Annotated in this window: 18 protein-coding genes; 4 read left to right on the top strand and 14 right to left on the bottom strand. The window is 64.1% G+C overall.

Annotated features, from left to right (window positions below):
* Positions 1-51 precede the first annotated feature (51 nt).
* The 8 genes from Q1A85_RS12560 to Q1A85_RS12525 all read right to left on the bottom strand — a co-directional run bounded on the left by Q1A85_RS12560 (position 52) and on the right by Q1A85_RS12525 (position 8253).
* Complete coding sequence (locus Q1A85_RS12560; RefSeq protein WP_299689511.1) at positions 52-441, bottom strand: hypothetical protein; 390 nt, start codon at positions 439-441, stop codon at positions 52-54.
* 162 nt (positions 442-603) lie between these two features.
* Positions 604-2100 (bottom strand): phosphomannomutase/phosphoglucomutase, encoded by a 1497-nt coding sequence (locus Q1A85_RS12555; RefSeq protein WP_299689508.1) that lies wholly within the window; start codon positions 2098-2100, stop codon positions 604-606.
* Positions 2101-2126: 26 nt separating this feature from the next.
* A complete protein-coding gene (kdsA, locus tag Q1A85_RS12550; RefSeq protein ID WP_299689506.1) occupies positions 2127-2960 on the bottom strand; it encodes a 3-deoxy-8-phosphooctulonate synthase in 834 nt (277 codons plus the stop codon).
* A gap of 1 nt (position 2961) precedes the next feature.
* Positions 2962-4662: a capsule biosynthesis protein gene (locus Q1A85_RS12545; RefSeq protein ID WP_299689503.1), complete on the bottom strand. Its 1701-nt coding sequence runs from the start codon at positions 4660-4662 to the stop codon at positions 2962-2964.
* Positions 4640-5299, bottom strand: coding sequence for an ATP-binding cassette domain-containing protein (locus Q1A85_RS12540; protein ID WP_299689500.1), 660 nt, complete (start codon positions 5297-5299; stop codon positions 4640-4642). The genes Q1A85_RS12545 and Q1A85_RS12540 overlap by 23 nt, the downstream gene beginning before the upstream one ends.
* 175 nt (positions 5300-5474) lie before the next feature.
* On the bottom strand, positions 5475-6773 hold the full coding sequence (locus Q1A85_RS12535) for a Na+/H+ antiporter NhaA (RefSeq protein ID WP_299689497.1): 1299 nt from the start codon (positions 6771-6773) through the stop codon (positions 5475-5477).
* Positions 6774-6887: 114 nt separating this feature from the next.
* Complete coding sequence (locus Q1A85_RS12530) at positions 6888-7919, bottom strand: permease (protein ID WP_299689494.1); 1032 nt, start codon at positions 7917-7919, stop codon at positions 6888-6890.
* Entirely contained in the window at positions 7912-8253 is a 342-nt protein-coding gene (locus Q1A85_RS12525) for a metalloregulator ArsR/SmtB family transcription factor (protein ID WP_299689491.1), read from the bottom strand. The genes Q1A85_RS12530 and Q1A85_RS12525 overlap by 8 nt, the downstream gene beginning before the upstream one ends.
* A 98-nt stretch (positions 8254-8351) precedes the next feature.
* On the opposite strand from Q1A85_RS12525, the gene Q1A85_RS12520 reads away from it, so the two are divergent.
* From Q1A85_RS12520 to Q1A85_RS12505, 4 genes are all read left to right on the top strand, one after another.
* On the top strand, positions 8352-8933 hold the full coding sequence (locus Q1A85_RS12520; protein ID WP_299689488.1) for a uracil-DNA glycosylase family protein: 582 nt from the start codon (positions 8352-8354) through the stop codon (positions 8931-8933).
* Entirely contained in the window at positions 8930-9712 is a 783-nt protein-coding gene (locus tag Q1A85_RS12515; RefSeq protein ID WP_299689485.1) for an SseB family protein, read from the top strand. Before Q1A85_RS12520 ends, Q1A85_RS12515 begins: the two co-directional genes overlap by 4 nt.
* A gap of 133 nt (positions 9713-9845) precedes the next feature.
* Positions 9846-10373: a YHS domain-containing (seleno)protein gene (locus tag Q1A85_RS12510; protein WP_299689481.1), complete on the top strand. Its 528-nt coding sequence runs from the start codon at positions 9846-9848 to the stop codon at positions 10371-10373.
* 1 nt (position 10374) lies between these two features.
* Positions 10375-10878 (top strand): rhodanese-like domain-containing protein, encoded by a 504-nt coding sequence (locus Q1A85_RS12505; RefSeq protein WP_299689478.1) that lies wholly within the window; start codon positions 10375-10377, stop codon positions 10876-10878.
* Between the two features lie 133 nt (positions 10879-11011).
* Here Q1A85_RS12505 and mdoH read toward each other — a convergent pair whose 3' ends face one another.
* From mdoH to Q1A85_RS12475, 6 genes are all read right to left on the bottom strand, one after another.
* Positions 11012-12862 (bottom strand): glucans biosynthesis glucosyltransferase MdoH, encoded by a 1851-nt coding sequence (mdoH, locus tag Q1A85_RS12500; protein WP_299689475.1) that lies wholly within the window; start codon positions 12860-12862, stop codon positions 11012-11014.
* Positions 12859-14391, bottom strand: a complete 1533-nt coding sequence (locus Q1A85_RS12495; RefSeq protein WP_299689473.1) for a glucan biosynthesis protein G — start codon at positions 14389-14391, stop codon at positions 12859-12861. Before Q1A85_RS12495 ends, mdoH begins: the two co-directional genes overlap by 4 nt.
* Complete coding sequence (locus Q1A85_RS12490) at positions 14388-15608, bottom strand: OpgC domain-containing protein (RefSeq protein WP_366140587.1); 1221 nt, start codon at positions 15606-15608, stop codon at positions 14388-14390. Before Q1A85_RS12490 ends, Q1A85_RS12495 begins: the two co-directional genes overlap by 4 nt.
* 87 nt (positions 15609-15695) lie before the next feature.
* A complete protein-coding gene (locus Q1A85_RS12485; RefSeq protein ID WP_299689468.1) occupies positions 15696-17042 on the bottom strand; it encodes a tetratricopeptide repeat protein in 1347 nt (448 codons plus the stop codon).
* A gap of 173 nt (positions 17043-17215) precedes the next feature.
* Positions 17216-18421 carry a CoA transferase gene (locus Q1A85_RS12480; RefSeq protein ID WP_299689465.1) on the bottom strand — a complete coding sequence of 402 codons (1206 nt, stop codon included), beginning with the start codon at positions 18419-18421 and terminating at the stop codon, positions 17216-17218.
* Positions 18405-20054, bottom strand: a complete 1650-nt coding sequence (locus tag Q1A85_RS12475; RefSeq protein WP_299689462.1) for a thiamine pyrophosphate-binding protein — start codon at positions 20052-20054, stop codon at positions 18405-18407. The genes Q1A85_RS12480 and Q1A85_RS12475 overlap by 17 nt, the downstream gene beginning before the upstream one ends.
* Between the last annotated feature and the right edge of the window lie 48 nt (positions 20055-20102).

Raw genomic sequence — 20102 nt, 5'->3', positions numbered from 1 at the left:
ACAGAGGCGTACGTTAAAAACTTTAACGGGCGTGCGGCCTGACCTGTCGGCTTAGCGAAAGACGCCGACCATATAGGACGGAATGAAGGTCAGGCGCGGACGCGGGGCGATGTCGGCGATGACTTGGGTTTTGGTCACGATCGCGGTGTCGCCGGTGGCCTGCGTGTCGGGCACATAGGCCGCCACTTGGGCTGTTTCCGGCACCGGGGCCGGGTCTGCGGTGATCTGTCCGTAGATGGTCAGCGGGCATTGCACAGATGTGCCGGCCTGCGTGTAGATCAGCGACCATTCGTTGCCTTGCGCCAGTTCGTTGCGCGTGTAGACGCAACCATTGGTCAGCGTCACGTGGCCGTTTGGTGCTGTTGGTGTGAATTCCTGTGCCTGCGCAAAGGCGGCGGTAGAGGCCAAAGTGAGGCCTGCGGCGAACATCGTTGCACGCATGTCGCGCACTCCCATCCCAGTGTCATGTCCCCCGAATGGATGCTGAATCGCAGGGAATGTGGGCCGGAAAGTGGCGCAAATGTGGCAGAAATGTGGCGGGCGAAAATGCGCCGATGGCGGGGGATGGGCAAAGTGCCCATCCCGCCTTTGCGTCCGCTGCGGTCAGATTGTCTGGTCGTAGTCGCCCACGCCGGGTTCGGTGCGGATCACCGCGTCGATATCGGCGAAAATGGCGCGCATTTCGTCGTCGCTTTGCGGGCTTTCGCAGACCACGACGAGGTTGGGCGTGTTCGAAGAGGCCCGCACGAGGCCCCATGCCCCGTTGTCGAGGATCACGCGGGCGCCGTTGACCGTCACCACGTCTTTGATGGCGCGGCCCGCGATCTGCTCGCCTGCGGCGTGCTTGGCCACCAGCTTGTCCACGAGGCGGGCGAGGATGTCGTATTTTTCGGTATCGGCGGCGTAGGGCGACATGGTGGGCGTGGCGTAGGTCTGCGGCAGGGCCTTGCGCAGGTCGGACATTTTCATGTCCGGGTTGCGGTCCATCAGTTTGCAGATTTCCACAGCGACGCGCATTCCGCAGTCGTAGCCGCGCCCGACCGGTTCGGCGAGGAAGTAGTGGCCGGATTTTTCGAACCCTGCCAGCGCGCCAATCTCCTTGACCCGGCGTTTCATGTGGCTGTGGCCGGTTTTCCAGTAGTCGGCCTTGACCCCGTGTTTTTGCAGTTCCGGGTCGGAGGCAAAGAGGCCGGTGGATTTGACGTCGGCCACGAAGGTGCTGTTTGGGTAAAGTTTGGCCAGATCGCGGGCCATGATTACGCCGACCTTGTCGGCAAAGATCTCTTCGCCCTCGTCATCCACCACGCCGCAACGGTCGCCGTCGCCGTCGAACCCCAGCGCAAAGTCGGCACCGGAGGCGCGCACGCTGTCGGCCATGTCGTGCAGCATTTCGAGCGCTTCGGGGTTGGGGTTATAGTGCGGGAAGGTGTAGTCGAGCGCGTTGTGGCTTTCGACCACTTCGACGCCGATGCGGCGGAACAGTTCAGGCGCAAAGGCGGAAGCGGTGCCGTTGCCGGTGGCGCAGACAACCTTGAGCTTTCGGGTCATTTTGAAGTCGCCCACGAGGTCTTGCAGATATGCCTCTTGGACGCCGTCGACAAACTCGTATTTGCCGCCGTCGCGCGCCTCGCCCTCGCCGTTCAGCACGATATCGCGCAGTTCGCCCATCTCGTCCGGGCCGTGGGTGAGGGGGCGGTCAAAGCCCATCTTGACCCCGGTCCAGCCATTGGGGTTGTGCGAGGCGGTGACCATCGCCACGGCGGGCACATCAAGGTGGAACTGGCTGAAATAGGCCATGGGCGACAGCGCCGGGCCGATATCCCTGACGTGGATGCCGGCCTGCACCAGCCCGACGATCAGCGCGTTCTTGATCGACAGCGAATAGTCGCGGTAGTCGTTGCCCACGGCGATGACGGGCGGGATGCCGCGCCGGTGCATCTGCGTGCCAAGGCCCAGACCCAGCGCGGTGATGCCGGGCAGGTTAATCTCGTCCGGGTATTTCCAGCGCGCGTCATATTCGCGAAACCCCGTCGGCGTGATCATCGGGTCGCGGAGAAATTCCCATGTGTTCTGGGTGACGGTGGGCAAAGGCTTGGTCATCAAAAATACTCGCTGTTCGTAAGGTATCAGAGTGTGACGGGGCGTGCCTTGGCCAGTGCATCAAATTGCATCAACGTGTCGATGAGTTGCGGCATCTGGTCGAGGTAGATCATGTTCGGCCCGTCGGAGGGGGCGGTGTCGGGATCGGGATGGGTTTCGATAAAGACCGCGCCGACGCCAATGGCCACTGCGGCGCGGGCCATCACGGGCGCAAATTCGCGCTGCCCCCCGCTTGAGCCGCCCTTGCCACCGGGTTGCTGCACGGAATGGGTGGCGTCCATCACCACCGGATAACCTGTCTGGGCCATCTGCGGCAGCGACCGCATGTCCGCCACCAGCGTGTTGTAGCCAAAGGACGTGCCGCGTTCGGTCAGCAGGATGCGGTCATTGCCGGTCGACTCGATCTTGGTGATGATGTTGGGCATTTCCCACGGGGCCAGAAACTGCCCCTTTTTCACATTCACCACCGCGCCCGTGTTGCCTGCGGCCAGCAGCATATCGGTCTGGCGGCAGAGAAAGGCGGGGATTTGCAGGATATCGACGGCCTCGGCCGCGGGCGCGCATTGCGCCTCGGTGTGGACATCCGTCAGTACGGGCACGTCATTGGCCTTGCCGATGGACTGGAGCGCGGCCAGCCCCGCATCAAGCCCAAGACCCCGTCCCCCCGACAGCGACGTGCGGTTGGCTTTGTCGTAGCTTGCCTTGAACACGTATTGCGCACCGGCGGCGGCGCAGATGTCCTTCATCCGGCCCGCGATGTCCTGACCCAATTGTTCGCTTTCCAGCGCACAGGGGCCTGCGATCACCGTTAGGGGGCAGTCATTTCCGATGGTCAGACCACCGACGGAGACATGTTTCATCTTAGCTGGTCACCTGTTCTCTGAGGATCGACGCGGTGAGCGAGATCATCAGGTAGATGCCTGCAAAGACCAGAAATGCCAAGATCGTGTTTTCGAATGCGCGGGGATAGGACGGCTCGTCCGGGGCGATCGGGGTCACGGCAACGGTCAGGTAACGCACCTGACGGCTGGCCTCGACCCGCGCCGATTCCATCTGTTGCAGGGCCGATTGCAGCATCAGGTCGCGCGCGGCGAGGTCAGCTTGGGCAATCTGGATGCGGGCGGCGAGTTCGGCCAGTGAATTTTCGCCCTTGCTGACATCCGTCATCTTGGCGTTGAGCCGGACAAGCTGATCTTCGAGGATTTCGATTTCGCCCCGTGTCGCGTCAACGCGGCTTTGATTGGGGCGGGAGTTGTTGAGCAGGCTGGCCAGTTCGATCTCTTTTTCGATCTGGAGCGATTCCAGTTCGCTGATCTGGGTGCGCAGGCTGGTGATCACGCCTTCGGGGTCGAGCGTCGACCCTTCGATTTGCAGGCGGACAAGGTTTTCCTGCGCCGCGCGCCGTTCCAGTTCGGCGCGTTCGAACCCTTCGCGGGCGTCGCGCATGGAATCCTCGCGGATTTGCGCGGAGAGATTGTTCACCCGCTCTTCGGCGTAGTCGATCAGGCGACGGGAGAATTCGGCAGACACCTGCGGGTCGGCGGCGGCGACCTCCATACGAATGAGCCCTTCGGTCGGGTCATAGCCGATCTTGACGTTTTTGGCGTAGGTTCTGAACGCCTCTTCGTCGGTGGGGTCGTCGCTGAGCCGTTGGATCGGGTCGATCCAGTCTTGGGTAAAGTGCGATTTGAAGCCGATATCCTCGTCCAGCCGCAGCATCGCCTCTTTGGATTGCAGGAACGCCTGCACGCCGATGCTGTCCTGATTGGCGGAAAACTGTGCGGGCAGGAGGCTGCCAAGGCCGCTGCTGCCGCCTGCGGCTTCGGCTTGGCTGACGTTGAATTCGGATTTGGTCGCGTACATGGGCGTCGCGATGGAGAAAAAGTAATAGCCCGCCAGCAGCGTGGGCAGCACCACAAAGAAGGCAAGCCGCACCGACAGCAGCGCCATTTTCTTGCGGCGGCGGCGCATGATGTCGTTCTGGATATTCCTGATATCCTGCGCGCGGCGGTCTGCGGGGCTGAGTTCGGTCGACGGCAGTTGCGCCTTTTGGACCTGCATGGTTTGCGGCAGTTGCACCCGGCCTGCCGCTTGGGCACCGGCACCGCCTGTCTGTGCGGGCAGGTTGGCAAAGGCGTCGGGCGCGCCGCCCTCGTGCTGTTCGCCGCCAGCTTGGGGCACCACCAGTTCCAGCATGTTGGAGCGTTGGAAGGGGTCGATGCCTGCGGCGCGCAGCAGGCGCACGGCGTCAAAGTCGGAGGTGGGCGCAAGCCCGTGTTTTTGCGCCACACGGCGGGCCATGCGCAACTGGCGACCTGTCAGCCCCTCTTGGCGGATGGCGTCGATGGTGTTTTCGCTTGCAACCTCGCTGGCGGAGGCCACTTCGCCGGACTGGGCGGCGGGTTGCTGTGGCTGTTGGGCGGTGGGTTGCTGTGGTTCTGGCGCGCGTGGTGCGTCGGGGCGCGGAGGCGTGGGCGCGCCACCGGTCGCCGCCGCGGCGGTGCCGGGCGTCGGTGGCGTCCGCTTGATGCGGAATTTTCTAGCCTTGGGTTTCGTAGTCATAGAGCCTCTTTGCCTCTTCCAAGGTGTCGAACATCTGCAAGCGACCGTCCAGCAGGACGGCGGCAGATCGTGCAAATTTTTCCAGTGTCTCGGCCTGATGCGAGACGATGATGATCGTGGTCGTGCGCAAGCGTTCCTGTAGCACGTCGCCCGCCTTGCGGTTGAATTCCACGTCGGTGGAGGAGGGCATCCCCTCGTCGATCAGGTAGATGTCAAAGTCGAGCGCGAGCATGAGGGCGAATGAAAACCGCGCGCGCATCCCCGACGAATAGGTGCCAAGGGGCTGGTCGAAATATTCGCCCAGATTGCACAGCCAGCGGCAAAAACTTTCGACATAGTCGGGGTCGAGCCCGTAGAGCCGGGCAATGTAGCGGGCGTTTTCCAGTGCCGAGATCTTGCCCACCACGCCGCCCATGAACCCCAGCGGGAACGAGATGTTGCAGGCGCGGGTGATTTCGCCCTCGTCGGGTTTTTCCAGCCCCGCCATCATGTTGATCAGCGTGGTTTTGCCGGTGCCGTTGGGTGCAAGGATGCCCAGTGAATTGCCCAGGTCCACGCGAAAGGACACGCGGTCAAGGATCACCTTGCGCTGCGTGCCCGTCCAAAAGGACTTGGATACGTTACTGAATTCCAGCATCCCGTGCTCCGCGGCCTGCTTGCCCATTTCCCCCTTAGATGGGGGTGCTGCCCATGCTTAACACGGGTATGCTAACGGTCTATTCACCGATTTTGTCCACATTATGTCCAAGATGCGAACAAATGTATAGGTTCACACGGTCATTGTTGCCTGTGAATAAACGGTAAATTTTGGGTCAGGTGTCTTGTTTTTCGACGCGCAGAAGGCGGCCTGCAATGATCGAGATGATTGCCGCCGCAAAGGAAAAGAGCGCGCCCATCTTGGCCGCATCCTGGGTCGGACCGGGATCAAATGCAGCGGCGGCAAAAAACAGCGACACGGTAAAGCCAATGGCGGCAACGCAGCCGATCACCACCAGATCGACGATCCGCATTCCTTCGGGGATGCCAAGGCCAAGCGGTTTGGCGGCAACCCACCCCATGATCAGGATGCCCACCGGCTTGCCAATCAGAAGTCCGGCCAGCACCAGCCATGTGGCGTCGCCAATGGAGCTGAATTCAACGCCCGCATTCAGCAGGCCAAAGAAGAACAGCACCACCTCGACCGGGCGTTTGAGCGCGTGTTCAATCTGGTTCAGCAGGTCGGTCAGGTAGCGTTCCGCCGCCGAAAAGATGCCAAAGGCGCGGTCGGCATGGGGGATTGTCGGCACGATGGGCAGCAGCCCCAGCGAGGGGTGCAGACCGGAGGCGGCAAAGCCATACCAGCTGAACACGGCGGCGATGGCATAGGGCCAAAAGCCCAGCTTTTCCCGCACCCATGTCGAATTTGGGCGGCTCTGATTGTGGCGGTCCATCCGGCGCGGCAACCAGTTGGCCAGAAAGAACACCACCACGGCGGCAAAGACAGACACCAATAGCCACTCCAGCGCCAGATCACCGGACGGATAGAAGATGGCAAGGATGATCAGACCCGCCGCATCGTCGGCAATGGCCAGCAGCAACAGGAACCGCACCGCCGGATGGCCCGCGCCAAACACGAGGCGGCCCACCAGATAGCTGAACGCAATGTCTGTGGCGGTCGGGATAGCCCAGCCATTGGCCACGGCGTCAAAGGTCGTGGACCCCATGACGTAGGCAAGCCCCAAATAAATCGTGATCGGCCCCATCATGCCGCCGAGGGTGGCAAACAGTGGGGTCGCGGCCTTTTTCCCGCGCAGCGACCCGTTCTTGAGGATCACCGCCTCCCAGACCTCCTTGGCCGCGATGGCAAAGAAGAACGCCATAAGCATGTCGTTCACGAGGTAATGCATGGAGACAACCATGCTGGCGCCACCCGCGTCGAATGTGTCGTAGCCTTCGCCGTATACCTTTTTCCAATAGGCGTAATCTGCACCCACCAAGTCATTGAAAAATAGCGGGTATTCGACGAAGTGGTGATAGGAGTGCGGATCCGTGTTGGCCCAGACCAAAGCCAGCAGCGCACCGATGATCAGCAGCAGCGAATAATCGGTGAGGAATGTCCAGACGCGGTACATGGTTTGCCCCTCTTGGTCTTTTTCGTCCGGGGGCGTTTGCGCATCACCGGTTGCGGGCGGCGCGTGGCCGCGTCGCCCGGGGCCACCTTTGACCCGGCGACGCGGTTTTGCAAGTCAGGCAAGCATTTGCCAGCCGACCCCGGTAAGGATCGCACCGGTCAGGGCAAACCCCAGATAGGCGGCAAAGATGCGCGGTTTGACCAAGGCCCAGACCGCGATGGCCGCCGGGATGGAACTAACGCCGCCCGCAATCATAAAGGACATCGCCGCACCGGGGGCCATGCCCTGATCCAGCAGGTCGCCAATCAGCGGCGCTGCGGCATAGCCATTGAGATAGGCGGGCATCCCCACCAGCGCGCCCAGCACCACAGTGCCAAACCCGGTTCCGCCCAACACGGTCGCGATGAAATCGGCAGGCATATAGAACACCATCAGCGCTTCGATTGTGTAGGCAAAGGTCAGCCATTTCAGCAGGAACAGCCCGTTTTCCAGCCCGGCATTGCGGAACACGCGGATGCGGTCACTGTCCTGCCAGAAGCGCCAGACGGGGGTTGCGGAAAACGGTGCCTTGACCCCGCAGCACCCGCCTACGGCGGGCTTGTCGCGCAACGGATCGGTGAACAATGCGGTGCGTGCCAGCATCAGCGTGCCAAAGCCGCCGAACATGCCGAGGGCCACGGCGGCCACGGTCTTGGCGATGGCAAAGTCGAGGGTGATCGCACCGGTTGTGATGGCAAACATGGCCGGGTCCATCAGGGGCGAGGCAAGCCAGAACGCCATGACCGCCGCCAGCGGCGCGCCCACGGCCAACAAAGCGGCGATAAAGGGGATCACCTCGCATGAACAGAACGGCGACAGCCCGCCCAAAAGCGCGGCCATGACGATCATGCGGGCCGGGTTGCCTTCGAAGGCGCGGGCCAGCAGGTTTTCGGCGCCGGACGCCTTGAGATAGGCGATGGCAAACACGGCAAAGGCGATGAAGGGTAGGGTGCCCAGCAGGGCGCGCGCGGCAAAGGCCGCCACGTCGCCCACGCGCGCCGTGTCGACGATCAGCACGAGCAGCAGGATAACCCCGGTGGCCAGCCACACACGGTCGATGCGTGTCCACCACGCGGGACGCGGTGCAGTGGTTGTGGTGTCAGCCATGGGTGTGATCCTCGGGGTTGATGCTGTCGGCGCAGCATTCGGTGAGCAGGAAGTCGGAGAGGTGCCGCACCTCGTCAAAGGCGACGGCGGCGCAGATGATGGACCGGCCTTGGCGGGCTTGGGTCACAAGGCCCGCGCTGGCCAGAATCTTGACATGGTGGGTGAGCGTGGACCCGGTGACGCCGGTCCGGTCCCCCAATGCACCAATGCTGAGCCCATCCGGCCCGGCCCGCACCAGCGCACGCAGCACGGACAGGCGTTGTTCAGAGCCGAGGGCCGCAAAGGCGGCAGCGGCGCGGGTGAGGTCGAGCGGGTCTGGCGATTCTATTTTCATATTTCTAAAATCATAGAAATGACATGATCGCGCAAGTGTTATTTCGAAGTTTGTCGAACTATTTGCCTAAGGCTTTGATCGGGCGTAGGTCCTTGACCATGGAATTGACCGAACGCTTGGCCGCCTGCACCCTGTGCGCTGACCGATTTGCCGCAACCGAAACCGCGCACAGTCCCCGGCCCGTGGTCTGGTTTCGTCCGGGCGCGCGCATTCTGGTGGCGGGGCAGGCCCCCGGTGCGCGGGTCCACGAGAGCGGCAAGCCGTTCACCGATCCGTCGGGCGACCGGTTGCGCGACTGGCTGGGCATGGACAACACCACGTTCTATGACCGTGACAAGCTGGCGATTGTGCCGATGGCCTTTTGCTTTCCCGGCTATGACGCCAAGGGATCGGACCGCCCGCCGCCCAAGATCTGCGCCAAGACATGGCGCGACGGGGTGATGGCGCATGTGGGTGACGTGCCGCTGGTGCTGCTGATCGGCGGCTATGCGCAAAGCTGGCATTTGGGCACCAAGGCGGGCGTGACCGACACGGTTGCGGCGTGGCGCGATTATGCGCCGCGGGCCTTCCCCTTGCCGCATCCGTCGTGGCGCAATACCGGGTGGCTGAAGAAACACCCGTGGTTCGAGGCAGAGGTTCTGCCGGTTCTGCGGGCACGTGTGAAAGAGGTTCTGGCATGACCGAGACGGCATTGGACCGGGCGCATGGCGAGATGATGGCCGCACCCGAGGACGACGCGGCGCGGTTGCGGTTTTACGAACGGTTGGGTGATGCCGAACTGTTCCTGCTCTTGGCATCAGAGGCCGAGGGCGAGGACGTGACGCCGCAGGTTTTTGACCCCGGTGCGGGTCCGCTGGTGCTGGTTTTTGACCGCGAGGACCGGCTGGCGGCCTTTGTTGGCTCAGCGGCGCCTTATGCGGCGTTGTCGGGGCGCGCGATTGCGCCGCTGCTGGCGGCGCAGGGGCTGGGGCTTGGGCTGAACCTTGACGTGGCGCCGTCGTCCTTTCTGCTGGAGGCGGAGGGCGTGCGGTGGCTGGCCGAGACCTTGGCCAGCGCGCCCGACCGGGTGGAGGCGCGGCTGACCGAAGTGGCGGCCCCCGCGGGCCTGCCCGAGACGCTGGTCGCGGCGCTGGACACCAAGCTCGCGACAGCCACGGGGCTGGCGCAGGTGGCTTATCTGGTGACGACGGTCGCGGATGCGGGTGGGCGCGGGCATATGCTGGCCTTTGTGGGGGCGATGCCGGGTGCGGAGGCCGCGCTGGCGCAGGCCGTGTCCGAAGCGCTGGTGTTTTCCGGCCTTGAGGCGGCGGCGTTGGATGTCGGGTTTTTCGATGGGCGCGACCCGGTGGTGGCGCGCTTGGCGCGGGTGGGGCTGCGGTTCGATCTGCCGCAACCGGCACCGGCTGCGGCACCGTCCGCTCCGGGGATGGACCCCGACAGGCCGCCGCGCCTGCGCTGAGCGGTTCACGCATTCCCGCGCCCGCTCACAACGCTGCGAGGCGGGCTGCCGCACTGGACAGGGGCAGGTTATCTGAGCATCATCCGCGCATGTCACGTGCTGCGGGCCTCACCTGGACCCAAGGATGATACCGATGCTGAACCGCTTTGCCCTGACCGCCGCCGCTGCCGCGAGCGCCCTGACCTTTGCCACCACGGCCCTCGCCGGGGATCAATATGTGGATGAGACCGGCTTTGCCGTGTCGGGCTATGACGTGGTGGCCTATTTTGCGCTGCCGCAAAACCCGGTGGGCCAGACACAGACGCCCCCCGTGGCGGGCAATGCGGGGATCACCGCGGACTATAACGGCGCGACATTTGCCTTTGCGACCGAGGCGAACCGGGACCTGTTCCTTGCCGATCCGGCCAAGTATGCGCCACAATATGACGGGCATTGCGCCTATGGCGTGGCGCAGGGCGGCAAGGTGCCCGCGAACCCCTATCTGTGGCGGATCGTTGACGACAGGCTGTACCTGAACATCACGGATGTGGTGGTGGGCTTTTGGGAAGAGGATATTCCCGGAAACATCACCAAATCCGAAAGCAACTGGGTGAGCATTGAGGATACGGCGGCGTCCGACCGCACGATCCCCAAATTCACGTCCACTGCGCCGCAGTCCTGACATGAGCGGCGCGTCGACCTCACCTGATCCGCAGAGCCCGGCCCCGGGGCGCATGACGCGCCGGGGATTTGGCGTCTTGGGCGCCGCCGCGCTGGTTGGCGGCACCGTGATGGCCGCGCGCTGGTTCAACATCACGGCGGATGCCAGTGGCGAGGGCATGTTGAGCGCGCCGGACGCGCATGACGCCGCACATTCGGGTGAGATTGTCCTTGTGGACATACGCCGACCGGACGAATGGACCCGGACGGGCGTGGGCGCAGGCGCGGTGCCCATCGACATGCGGCGCGCCGATTTCATCGATGCGCTGTTGTCCGAAACCGGGGGGCGGGCGGACGTGCCCGTCGCCCTGATCTGTGCCCGCGGTGTACGGTCGCGGAAAATGAGCCAACGGCTGATGGCCGCCGCGTTCACCACGATTATCGACGTGCCCGAGGGTATGCTTGGGTCCGGTGCCGGGCCCGGATGGCTCAAGCGTGGCTTGCCCGTGGTCGCGTGGACCGGCTAGCTGTTGCCAAATTGAGCGCGCTGACGCGCGCACGCCATTTTTGATTTGGCGCTTCTGGGCCCACCAAAACCAAGCTGTCCGAGCCGTCCCCTGTCTCTTGGCGATCACGCGACGGCGGCTCCGAAACCAAGGTTTATTCGGCTGCGATATGGGCGGCGTTCAGCTCTGCGGCGATGTCGGCGCGGGCGTGGCGGGCGCGGGTCACGATTGTCGGTTCGCGCAAGGTGAGCGGGCTGTCAAGGCGCAGCGCGCTGAGATCGACGCGGGAGAGCGGATAGGCGCTGAGGGCGGAGAGCGGGATGGCGAGGGCGAGGCTCGCTGCGATCGGGATCAGCCACCAAGAGATCAGACCGGCGAACAGGAGCGCGAACAGGGCGGCCCCCAGTACCGTTTCAACCCAGTGGAACTGCACCAGCGTGCGCAGGCTGTAGCCTTTGGTCTTGCGGGATTGGGGTGTCCATGTGGCCCCGCGGCCAAACACACTGCGCAGCACCGCCTTGGTCTGCTGGATCATCAGGATTGGCGCATAGGCAATTGAAAGCGCCAGTTCGGTCAGCACGGCACCGGCAAAGGTGCGGCGTCCCCCAAACCGGCGCACCGCCTTGGGTTGGGCCGCGATGATGGCGGCACAGGTGATTTTGGGCAGAAGCAGCACTGCGTACATGACGACGAGGAACATTGCGCTGTCGATATGGGTCATCTGGGGGGGCCAGTTGGGGATCAGCGGGTTTGCCTCGTTGAAATAGGTGATGACATTTGTATCCGCATCGCGGCCCAGCAACGCCCAGAACACCAGCAGGACAAACCATGCCGGTGACATCAGATAGGCTGCGGCCCCTTGGAACAGGTGGAACCGGCTGACGGGGTGCAGACCGCGTGTGGCCAGCAGGCGCAGATGTTGCAGATTGCCCCGGCACCAGCGTGCATCGCGCAGGACGTAGTCGATCAGCGTGCCGGGCACCTCTTCGAAGCTGCCGGTGACGCGGGGCAGGAAGCGCACGCGCCAGCCCGCGCGGCGCATCAGCGACGCTTCGACAAAGTCGTGGCTGAGGATCAGGTCGCGCCGTCCCAGCAGGCCGCGCAGATGCGGCAGACCGGCGGTGGCGGCAAAGGCGCGGGTGCGGATGATCGCGTTGTGGCCCCAGTAATTGCCTTCGGTCCGGGACCAGTGCGCGAGCCCTTCGGCCAGAAGCCAGCCATAGGCCACGTTCGAAAATTGCTGGATGCGGGCAAAAAGCGTTTCGGCCCCGATGAGTTGGGGAAAGGTCTGGATCAAGCCCGTTTGCGGGTCTGCGGCCAGCGCGCTGGCCAAATGGTCGATGGCGCGGCCTGTCATCAGGCTGTCGGCATCCAGCACCACCATCGCCTCGTACGCGCCGCCCCAATGGGTGATCCACTGGGTGAGATTGCCGATTTTCTGGTCCGTATTGTCCGCGCGGCGGCGGTAGAACACCTGTGTTCCCGCGGGCGCGTCACGTCGCAGGGCGGCCAAAGCCTGCCCCTCTTGCGTGGCGATGGTGTCGTCGCGCGTGTCGCTGAGCACAAAAAGCGTATAGCGGTGGCCGCCCTTTTGCCGGGCCAGATCGGCCAGCATCGCGGCGGCGTTGCCAAAGACGTCACTGGGCACTTCGTTGTAGATGGGCACCAGCAGGGCCACGTCGATAGGCGCACCGCCTGCTGTGGGTTGTGGCCCGTCGAGGCGGCTGGCGACGCCCACGCCGATGGTGGACACGGCCAGTGTGACCCAGATGAACGTCGCCCCGATCAGCGCCAGAAGCATATATTCGAGCCACGTCATGCCATTGCTGGCAAAGAGCGTGTGCAGCCCCCAGATCATCGCGGCGGTGCCAAGCACGGCGGGGGCAAAGACGGCCAGACGCCGGATCGGGGCGCGGGCCGGGGCGGGGTGAACCGCATCCGCCCCGCGACGCAGGTCCTGCGCGGGCATGGCCAGCGGGCTGGCGGGGGGCATGTGCTGCGTCATGTGCGCGTCCACCGGTAGAGCCACACTTCGGAGAGCGGCGCACCGTCGAGCCGCAGTTGCGCGCGGAATTCGGCCCAGTCACTGTCGCCCGGCATGAAGGTGAAGGCGAGGCGCGGGCCGCCCGTGGCCGGGTTGCGCTGGATGATGCCTTCGGTCACTTCGCCCGCGCTGGTGCGCACAAGGCGGTCGATCCGGCCCAGATCCTCGGGCACGTGATCGGCGGGTTCAAAGTCGATGGTGAAGATGCGCCCGCCTTCGGGGCGGCCCCCGGCGGCGGTGTTGAGCACGCGCAGGGGCATGGCGGCCTTGGGCGCGGGATCCTCACCCCAATCGAGGCGGTAGGTCATCTTGTGCGCGCCACCTTTGGGGATGTCGTCAGCGGGGCGCCAATAGGCAACGATATTGTCGTAAATCTCAAGATCGGCGGGAATTTCCACGAGGGCCACGGACCCGCGCCCCCAGCCTTCGCCCGGTGTGACCCAGAGGCCGGGGCGGCGGTGGTAGAGCGCTTCGAGGTCGTTGAAATCCTCGAACCGGCGGGCGCGCTGCATCAGGCCAAAGCCGCGTGGGTTCATATCGCCAAATGCGCTGATCTGGAGCGTCAGCGGGTTGGCGAGCGGGCGCCAGATCACCTCGCCCGCGCCGTTGTGGATCATCAGCCCGTCATTGTCGTGCACGGCCGGGCGGAAATCGTCAAAACGCTGGCGGTCCATGTCGTCAAAGAGGAACATGGAGGTCAGCGGGGCGATGCCCACATGTGTCAGCGTCTCGCGGGCAAAGATCTCGGCGCTCACCTCCATGGTCAGGGGTTGGCCGGGGGTGATGGCAAAACGGTAGGCGCCGGTGCAGGACGGGCTGTCGAGCAGCGCGTGCAGGACGATTGTAGCGGCCCCCGGCGCGGGACGTTCGAGCCAGAAATGGGTGAAATCGGGAAACTCTTCGCCCATCGGGTCGCCGGTTTTCAGCGCAAGGCCACGGGCGGACAGGCCATAGATGTCGCCGGTGCCGATGCCGCGGAAATAGCTCGCGCCCTGAAAGACAGCATATTCCTCGTAGATACCGGGCTGGCGCAACTCGGCGCGCAGGCGCAGGCCGGAATAGCCCAGCGTGTCGTCGATGGGCACGTTGGGGAATTTGTCGGTGGTGTCAAAGACGCCCATGTCGAACATCATCGGGCGGGCGCTGTCGCCTTCGACCACATAGGTGCGGATCGCTTGTGGAAAGTAGAGGCCCGGTGGGAACACGTCGATGCGTTGCGGCGCGTCGGACCCTTCCCAGAGCGCGTTGCGACTGTCGAACCAGATCTTGCGGTACTGGTCATAGGTCAGGTTGCGCCACGGCTCGGGGATGAGTGGGCGGGGTTCGTAAGACACGGCGGCCTTTTCGCGGGCCATGTCGATGACGTCCGACGCGCTGAAGGGCGTGGCGTCGCCCAGTTGCAGCCCCGGTTCGGCGTCCTGCGCCCACGAGGTGCGGGGGGCAGCGGCCATGGCCGCCAGCGTGGCCAGAAAGGCGCGGCGCGCGATCATCGTTGTCCTTTCCACGGGACGGATTTGAACCAGCCTGCGAGATAGGCGGTCAGGATCAGGCAGGCACAGCCGAACGCGTTTACCGCCCAAACGGTTCCCGTATCACGGCCCAGCATGTCCATGGCAAACCCGTTGAACCGCGCCACAAAGATCGACACGACGAACACCGCAAGCGACTGCTGACCGACCTTGAGGATGATGGTCAGCACACGGTCCCACAGCCGGGCTGCCACATGGGTGGCCCTCACGCGCAGGCGGTTGCCCTTGTCGCCGGCCAGCACCCAAGCGAGGTAGGCGAGCGACAGGAACTGCACATAGCGCAACAGGCCAAAGTCGGTCTTCGAGATCAGCTGGCGGTTTTCCATCCGCCACTCGCGCGCCCATTCGAACCCGAATTCGCGCACGCCGATATTGGACAGGGGCATATTGGCCAGAACAAAGAACGCGGCAATCCCGATCAGGACCGGGGTCACGGGCGGCTTGGGCAGCCAGCCGCGCATAAAGGCAAAGCCGGTAAAGAACACCAGTTGCCAGCCAAAGGGGTTCAGGAACCAGCGGCGTTGCCAGTCGTCACTGCCCACCCACGGCTCGGCGGTGAAGTTGAAATAGGGCAGGCCCAGAGCTTCCATGAAGCTGCGCTGCCCAAAGACCCAGAGCGTGATGCAAAGTGCTGCCACAAGGCCCAAGTGAATACGGGCTAGCCAGATCACCAGCGGCATCATGGCAAGGATCACCATATACATCGGCAGGATATCAAAAAGGTTCGGCACCCATTGCAGCGTCATGAACCGAAACAGCATGTCCGGCGTTTCCCACAGCCCCTCGGAATGCTCCACAAACAGCATCCACAGGTTCAGCTGACCCCAGTAATTGCGCGTGGTGGCGTCAAGGTTCGTCAGAAACGCCAGCATCGCGGCAGTGGCAAAGAAGAGGCCCACATGTGCCCAGTAGACCTGCCAGATGCGGTAGGCGACGCGGGCCGAACCAAGGGCAAAGCCCGCCCGGTCGAATGTCGCGCCAAAGGCGATGGCAGAGGCCATGCCCGAGCAGAACACAAAGATCTCTGTCGCGTCGGAAAAGCCAAAGCGCGCCGGAATCCACGAGGTAAAGAAATTGCCCGGCGTGTGGGCAAACAGGATAATGAACATCGCCAGCCCACGAAAGAAATCCAGACGGATGTCGCGCACGCGCGCCTGCGGTGCGGCCGCGTCGGTCACGGCAGGGGCCGTGCGGGTCTGGGTTGGGTCGGCAAAAGTCATGGCTGCTGTCTATGGCACATTACAGGGGGACGACAGGGTCAGTTGTCACTGTGCGGGAATGCGGCGCGCGTCACCGATGCTAGCCAGACGTGTGGCCGCGAACCGGTCCACGGCACCTGCCCTGCGGGCGATGCGGTCTTCGAGCAGGGCTTCGGTCGCGTCGACCATCCCGGCGCGCAGGCCCGCGTCAATGGTCATGCGTTCGAACACGTCGCGCTGGGCGTGGCTGCCGCCGATGGTTTGCATCGTGGGCCGCGCCGCAGCAAGGTTGCGGAACGCAGCGTCGTAGCGCCCTTCGGCAAAGGCATTGAGACCGGCCAGCGCGGCTTTGCCCGGATCAGCGACGCGGGCAGGCATCTCGCCCTGGCGGGCTGCGTCAACGGCAAACCGCGCGGTCATGGCATCCTGCGCATCGGTGCGGCCTGCCGCACCCAACGCCAGTTGGTAATGCAGGTCGGCAAACACCACGCAGCCGTCATCGGTGCGGTCCTGCGCGAAATCGGCCAGTTCGGCCCAGCGGTCGCCGACGGCGGTGCCTTCGAGTTCCAGCCGCATCAGCAGGGACGTCGCGTTGGCGATGTCACGGTAATCATCTGTTTTGTCGGCGCGGATTTGTTGGTCATAGAGCGCCAGAACGATGTCATTCTCGCCCCGGTCCAGATGCAGCAGCGCCTTGTGCCACCACACGTGGTAGCGGAAGTTGTTGCAGTGATCCCAAGCCGACACGTTGTTCTCGATCAGGGAAATGCCCGCATCGGGCCGCGCTGTCATGTCGTAGACATGCGCCACGGCGTGCAGGCCCCACGCGTCGTCGCCGGCCAGTTGTAGCCCGCGCAGCCCGGCGGCCTCGGCCCCATCGTAGTCGCCGGTTTCTTCCAGCGTGAAGGCGTGACAGCCGTGTACATACCCTTCGAGCGCGTGGCCTTTGTGGGCGTCCAGCACGTTTTCGATCGAGGCCCGCATTCCCACACCGTCGCCAAGGATAAAGCGGATTGCGTGGCTGACCTTGGCCGACAGGGTGTCGGTGGGGTGTTCGGCAAGCACCCGTTCCATCGCGGCAATCGCCCCCGAGGGGCGGCCATCGAGCCATTCGCCCAAGGCGCGCACCCAGAGCCGTTCGCGCGTCGTGCCCCCTTCGGTGGCCAGTGCCGCGACGGCGGCGCGGCCTGCGTTATGGGCAGCGGCGACCATTTCCTTGCGTCCCATCATCAGGCAGAACAGCCCCTTGGCCGCGTGCCCCATGGCAAAGTTCGGCGCACCAGCCAGCACAGCACCCAGATGTGTGGGTGTGGCGGTGCCATGCGCCATGAACGCGCGAACCATACTGTTCCAGTCCCCAACGTGGGCCGGATCGTCCAGACTGACGGGCGACTGGCAGATATCATACATCATCGAGCGTTCACCTTTCACGCGAGGCATCTGTGTTGCGGGTGTACTGCATCTATGCCCGTTTGGCAGTGTCTTGCGCCATCTCACACGTAAGCGTGATGAACGATGAGCGGTTGCGTGAGGAAAATTTCAGCACCGATGCTGCAAAGCGGCAAAAACCTGCTGATCCAAGGGGTTCAGCCGCTGTTCTCGTCCCGCAATGTGTCAAGAACGGCGTCCGTGTCCTGCCCGAACCGGGGTGGTGGACGGCGGTACTGCACGGGGGTCCGCGAGAATTTCAGCGGATTCGCCAGAAGTCTCACATGGCCCTCCGCAACATCGCCGCGCGGGACCTCGACAACTGTGCCGCGCGCCTGTGCCTGATCGGACCCCAGCGCCTCTGCGACATCGTGGATCGGGCCGCCTGGCACCTTGGCGCTGTGCAGTTTTGCCAGCAGATCGGCCTTGGGCATGGTGCGGATGCGTGCGGCAAGCTGTGGGATCAGCGTCTCGCGGTTCTCGATCCGGCCCAGATTGGTGACATAGCGCGTGTCGGCGGCCAGTTCGGGCGCACCGATGACGTCGCAGAAACGGGCAAACTGGCTGTCATTGCCGACCGCGACCAACAGGTGGCCGTCGCTGCATTCGAACGCATCATAGGGCACAATGTTGGGATGCGCGTTGCCGCGCCGTTCAGGAATGTTTCCCGAAGTCAGATAGTTGCACCCCTCGTTGATCAGCCATGCCATTTGCGCGTCCACGAGGCTGAGGTCGATATGCTGGCCCTCGCCGGTGGCGTCGCGGTGGCGCAGGGCTGCGAGGATACCGATGGTGGCATACATTCCGCACATCACGTCCGCGATGCCGACGCCCACCTTCATGGGGGCGCCTTCGGGGGCGCCGGTCAGCGACATGATGCCGCCATAGCCCTGTGCCATCAGATCATAGCCCGGTTGATCCCGGTTCGGCCCGGTCTGGCCGAACCCGGAGATGGAGCAGTAGACCAGCCCCGGATGCGCCGCCAGCAGCGTGGCGTGGTCCAGCCCGTATTTCTCCAGCCCGCCGGGTTTGTAATTCTCGATCACCACGTCGGCGCGGGCGGCGAGTTTGCGGATCGTGTCCTGGCCCTCGGGGCTGCTCAGATCCACGGCGATGGATTGTTTGTTGCGGTTGGCCGACATGAAATAGGCTGACAGGTCAGTGGGTTGGCCGTCGTTGTCCTTGGCGTAGTTCGGCCCCCAACCACGGGTGTCATCGCCGCCTGTCTTGGGGTTTTCCACCTTGATGACCGTCGCGCCCATGTCGCCCAGAAGCTGGGTGGCGGTGGGTCCGGCCAGAATACGGCTGAGGTCGAGCACAAAAAGCCCGTCCAGCGCGCCGCGTTGTTCAGATGCGTCCGTCATATGCCCCTCGGTCGATCACTGCCGCTATGACGGTGAACGTATCGGCCTTGCGCGCAGCGGCAAGGGCTGCCGACAGTTCGGCGCGCGAGGTGACGGTGTGACCCGCCCCGCCAAAGGCGCGGCCCATGGCGGCAAAGTCGTGTTTGGCAAAATCCACGCCCGCGTTGGTCAACTGGCGCTGGCGCTGCTTCAGTTCGATCAGCGCCAGTGAGGCGTCGACAAAAACCACGAAAATGGTCCGAAGGCCCAGTTCGGCGGCTGTTGACAGCTCTCCGGCCACCATCAGAAAGCCTGCATCGCCGGAAAAGCTGACAACGGGGCGGTCCGGCTCGGCCACCTGCGCGCCCATCGCCAGCGGGATCGCGCAGCCCATGGTGCACAGCGCCGACGATTGCATGAGGCCGCGGGGTTCAAAGCAGTGCCACATCTGGCTCAGCAGGATGCGGTGCGCGCCGCTGTCTGCGGTGGCCAGCGTGTCGCGGGGCAGGGCCGTTCGGCAGGTGTCGATAATCGCGGCTGGTCCCCAATCGTCATCCGAAGGAAAGGCCGCGGCCAGCGCGTCTTTGGCCGTGGCCACGTCACCTGTGGTCCACGTGTCGCGTGGCGTCACGCCGTCGCTCATGGCGGTGAGGGTGGCGCTGCAATCGGCGACCACGTTGATCGTGGCCTGATGCATATAGTGGTGGTTCGGTTCGGCGGTGATGTCGATCATCGTTTGAATGCCGGGGTAGTAAAAGTCGCGCCAGCCGGTGCGCATTTCAATCGGATCATAGCCCAGCCCGATGATCAGGTCCGCCTTTTGCACCAATGGCAGCAGGATTGCGTCCGCCTTGGGCGACAGGCCGGCCCCTCCCAGCGCCAGCGGGTGGTCTTCGGGCAGCAGACCTTTGGCCTTGTAGGTGGTGATCACCGGCACGCCGTAGGTTTCGGCAAATTGCTTTAGACCGGCTGACATGTCGGCGCGCCGTGTGTCAAAGCCTTGGTTCAGGGCATCCACACCCACGATCAGGATGGGGCGTTCGGCGCGGGCCAGATGGTCGCGCATCTGCGCCAGCACTTCGGGCGCAGGCACCAGCGGGGCCGCGTCGGCGCGCCGGGCCGGGATCGTGTGGGCCGCAGGCGCCACCGCAACCGAAATCGGCACATCGATGTGCACGGGGCCGGGACGGCCTTCGGTCGCGATGCCCACCGCTTTGTCGGCGATCACGCAGGCGGCCCCTGTGTTGAGCGTAAAGCTCGCCTTGGTGATGGGGCGAAAGACTTGTGTCTGGTCGAGCACCTGATGGGTATAGGTCTGCGCCTCGTCCGCATCGACGCAGCCCGCAAGGACGATCAGCGGCACGCGGTCCTGATGGGCGTTGGCCACCGCATTGACGCCGTTGAGCGCGCCGGGGCCAACAGTGGCCACAAGGATGCCGGGCGCGCCGGTCCGGTGCCACGCCCCTTCGGCCATGAAGGCGGCGGCGTTCTCGTGCTTGCAAAGCACGAACCGTATCCCCGCCCGCTCCAGCGCATCGACAAGCGTCAGCACTTCGCCACCCGGCATCCCAAAGGCGAGCCTGCACCCGGCATCGAAAAGGCGGCGGGCCAGCACGTCTGCGGTGCGTTGGGGCTGTGTGGTCTGGGAGGTCATGGGGCAGGTCCGGTCGTCATGTCTTGGTCCGCGTCTTCCTGTCACGGG

Source organism: uncultured Tateyamaria sp., from assembly GCF_947503385.1.
Taxonomy (GTDB): domain Bacteria; phylum Pseudomonadota; class Alphaproteobacteria; order Rhodobacterales; family Rhodobacteraceae; genus Tateyamaria.
Note: the sequence above shows the minus strand (reverse complement) of the source record. Positions and strands in the feature narration are given on the sequence as shown.

Bases quoted from the DNA above. Each gene is read 5' to 3' on its own strand.
- Q1A85_RS12530 (WP_299689494.1), bottom strand. From the start codon at position 7,919: ATGGCTGACACCACAACCACTGCACCGCGTCCCGCGTGGTGGACACGC.
- Q1A85_RS12480 (WP_299689465.1), bottom strand. From the start codon at position 18,421: ATGACGGACGCATCTGAACAACGCGGCGCGCTGGACGGGCTTTTTGTG.
- kdsA (WP_299689506.1), bottom strand. From the start codon at position 2,960: ATGAAACATGTCTCCGTCGGTGGTCTGACCATCGGAAATGACTGCCCC.
- Q1A85_RS12525 (WP_299689491.1), bottom strand. From the start codon at position 8,253: ATGAAAATAGAATCGCCAGACCCGCTCGACCTCACCCGCGCCGCTGCC.
- Q1A85_RS12560 (WP_299689511.1), bottom strand. From the start codon at position 441: ATGCGTGCAACGATGTTCGCCGCAGGCCTCACTTTGGCCTCTACCGCC.
- Q1A85_RS12555 (WP_299689508.1), bottom strand. From the start codon at position 2,100: ATGACCAAGCCTTTGCCCACCGTCACCCAGAACACATGGGAATTTCTC.
- Q1A85_RS12545 (WP_299689503.1), bottom strand. From the start codon at position 4,662: ATGACTACGAAACCCAAGGCTAGAAAATTCCGCATCAAGCGGACGCCA.
- mdoH (WP_299689475.1), bottom strand. From the start codon at position 12,862: ATGACGCAGCACATGCCCCCCGCCAGCCCGCTGGCCATGCCCGCGCAG.
- Q1A85_RS12515 (WP_299689485.1), top strand. From the start codon at position 8,930: ATGACCGAGACGGCATTGGACCGGGCGCATGGCGAGATGATGGCCGCA.
- Q1A85_RS12475 (WP_299689462.1), bottom strand. From the start codon at position 20,054: ATGACCTCCCAGACCACACAGCCCCAACGCACCGCAGACGTGCTGGCC.
- Q1A85_RS12505 (WP_299689478.1), top strand. From the start codon at position 10,375: ATGAGCGGCGCGTCGACCTCACCTGATCCGCAGAGCCCGGCCCCGGGG.
- Q1A85_RS12520 (WP_299689488.1), top strand. From the start codon at position 8,352: ATGGAATTGACCGAACGCTTGGCCGCCTGCACCCTGTGCGCTGACCGA.
- Q1A85_RS12485 (WP_299689468.1), bottom strand. From the start codon at position 17,042: ATGATGTATGATATCTGCCAGTCGCCCGTCAGTCTGGACGATCCGGCC.
- Q1A85_RS12535 (WP_299689497.1), bottom strand. From the start codon at position 6,773: ATGTACCGCGTCTGGACATTCCTCACCGATTATTCGCTGCTGCTGATC.
- Q1A85_RS12510 (WP_299689481.1), top strand. From the start codon at position 9,846: ATGCTGAACCGCTTTGCCCTGACCGCCGCCGCTGCCGCGAGCGCCCTG.
- Q1A85_RS12540 (WP_299689500.1), bottom strand. From the start codon at position 5,299: ATGCTGGAATTCAGTAACGTATCCAAGTCCTTTTGGACGGGCACGCAG.
- Q1A85_RS12495 (WP_299689473.1), bottom strand. From the start codon at position 14,391: ATGATCGCGCGCCGCGCCTTTCTGGCCACGCTGGCGGCCATGGCCGCT.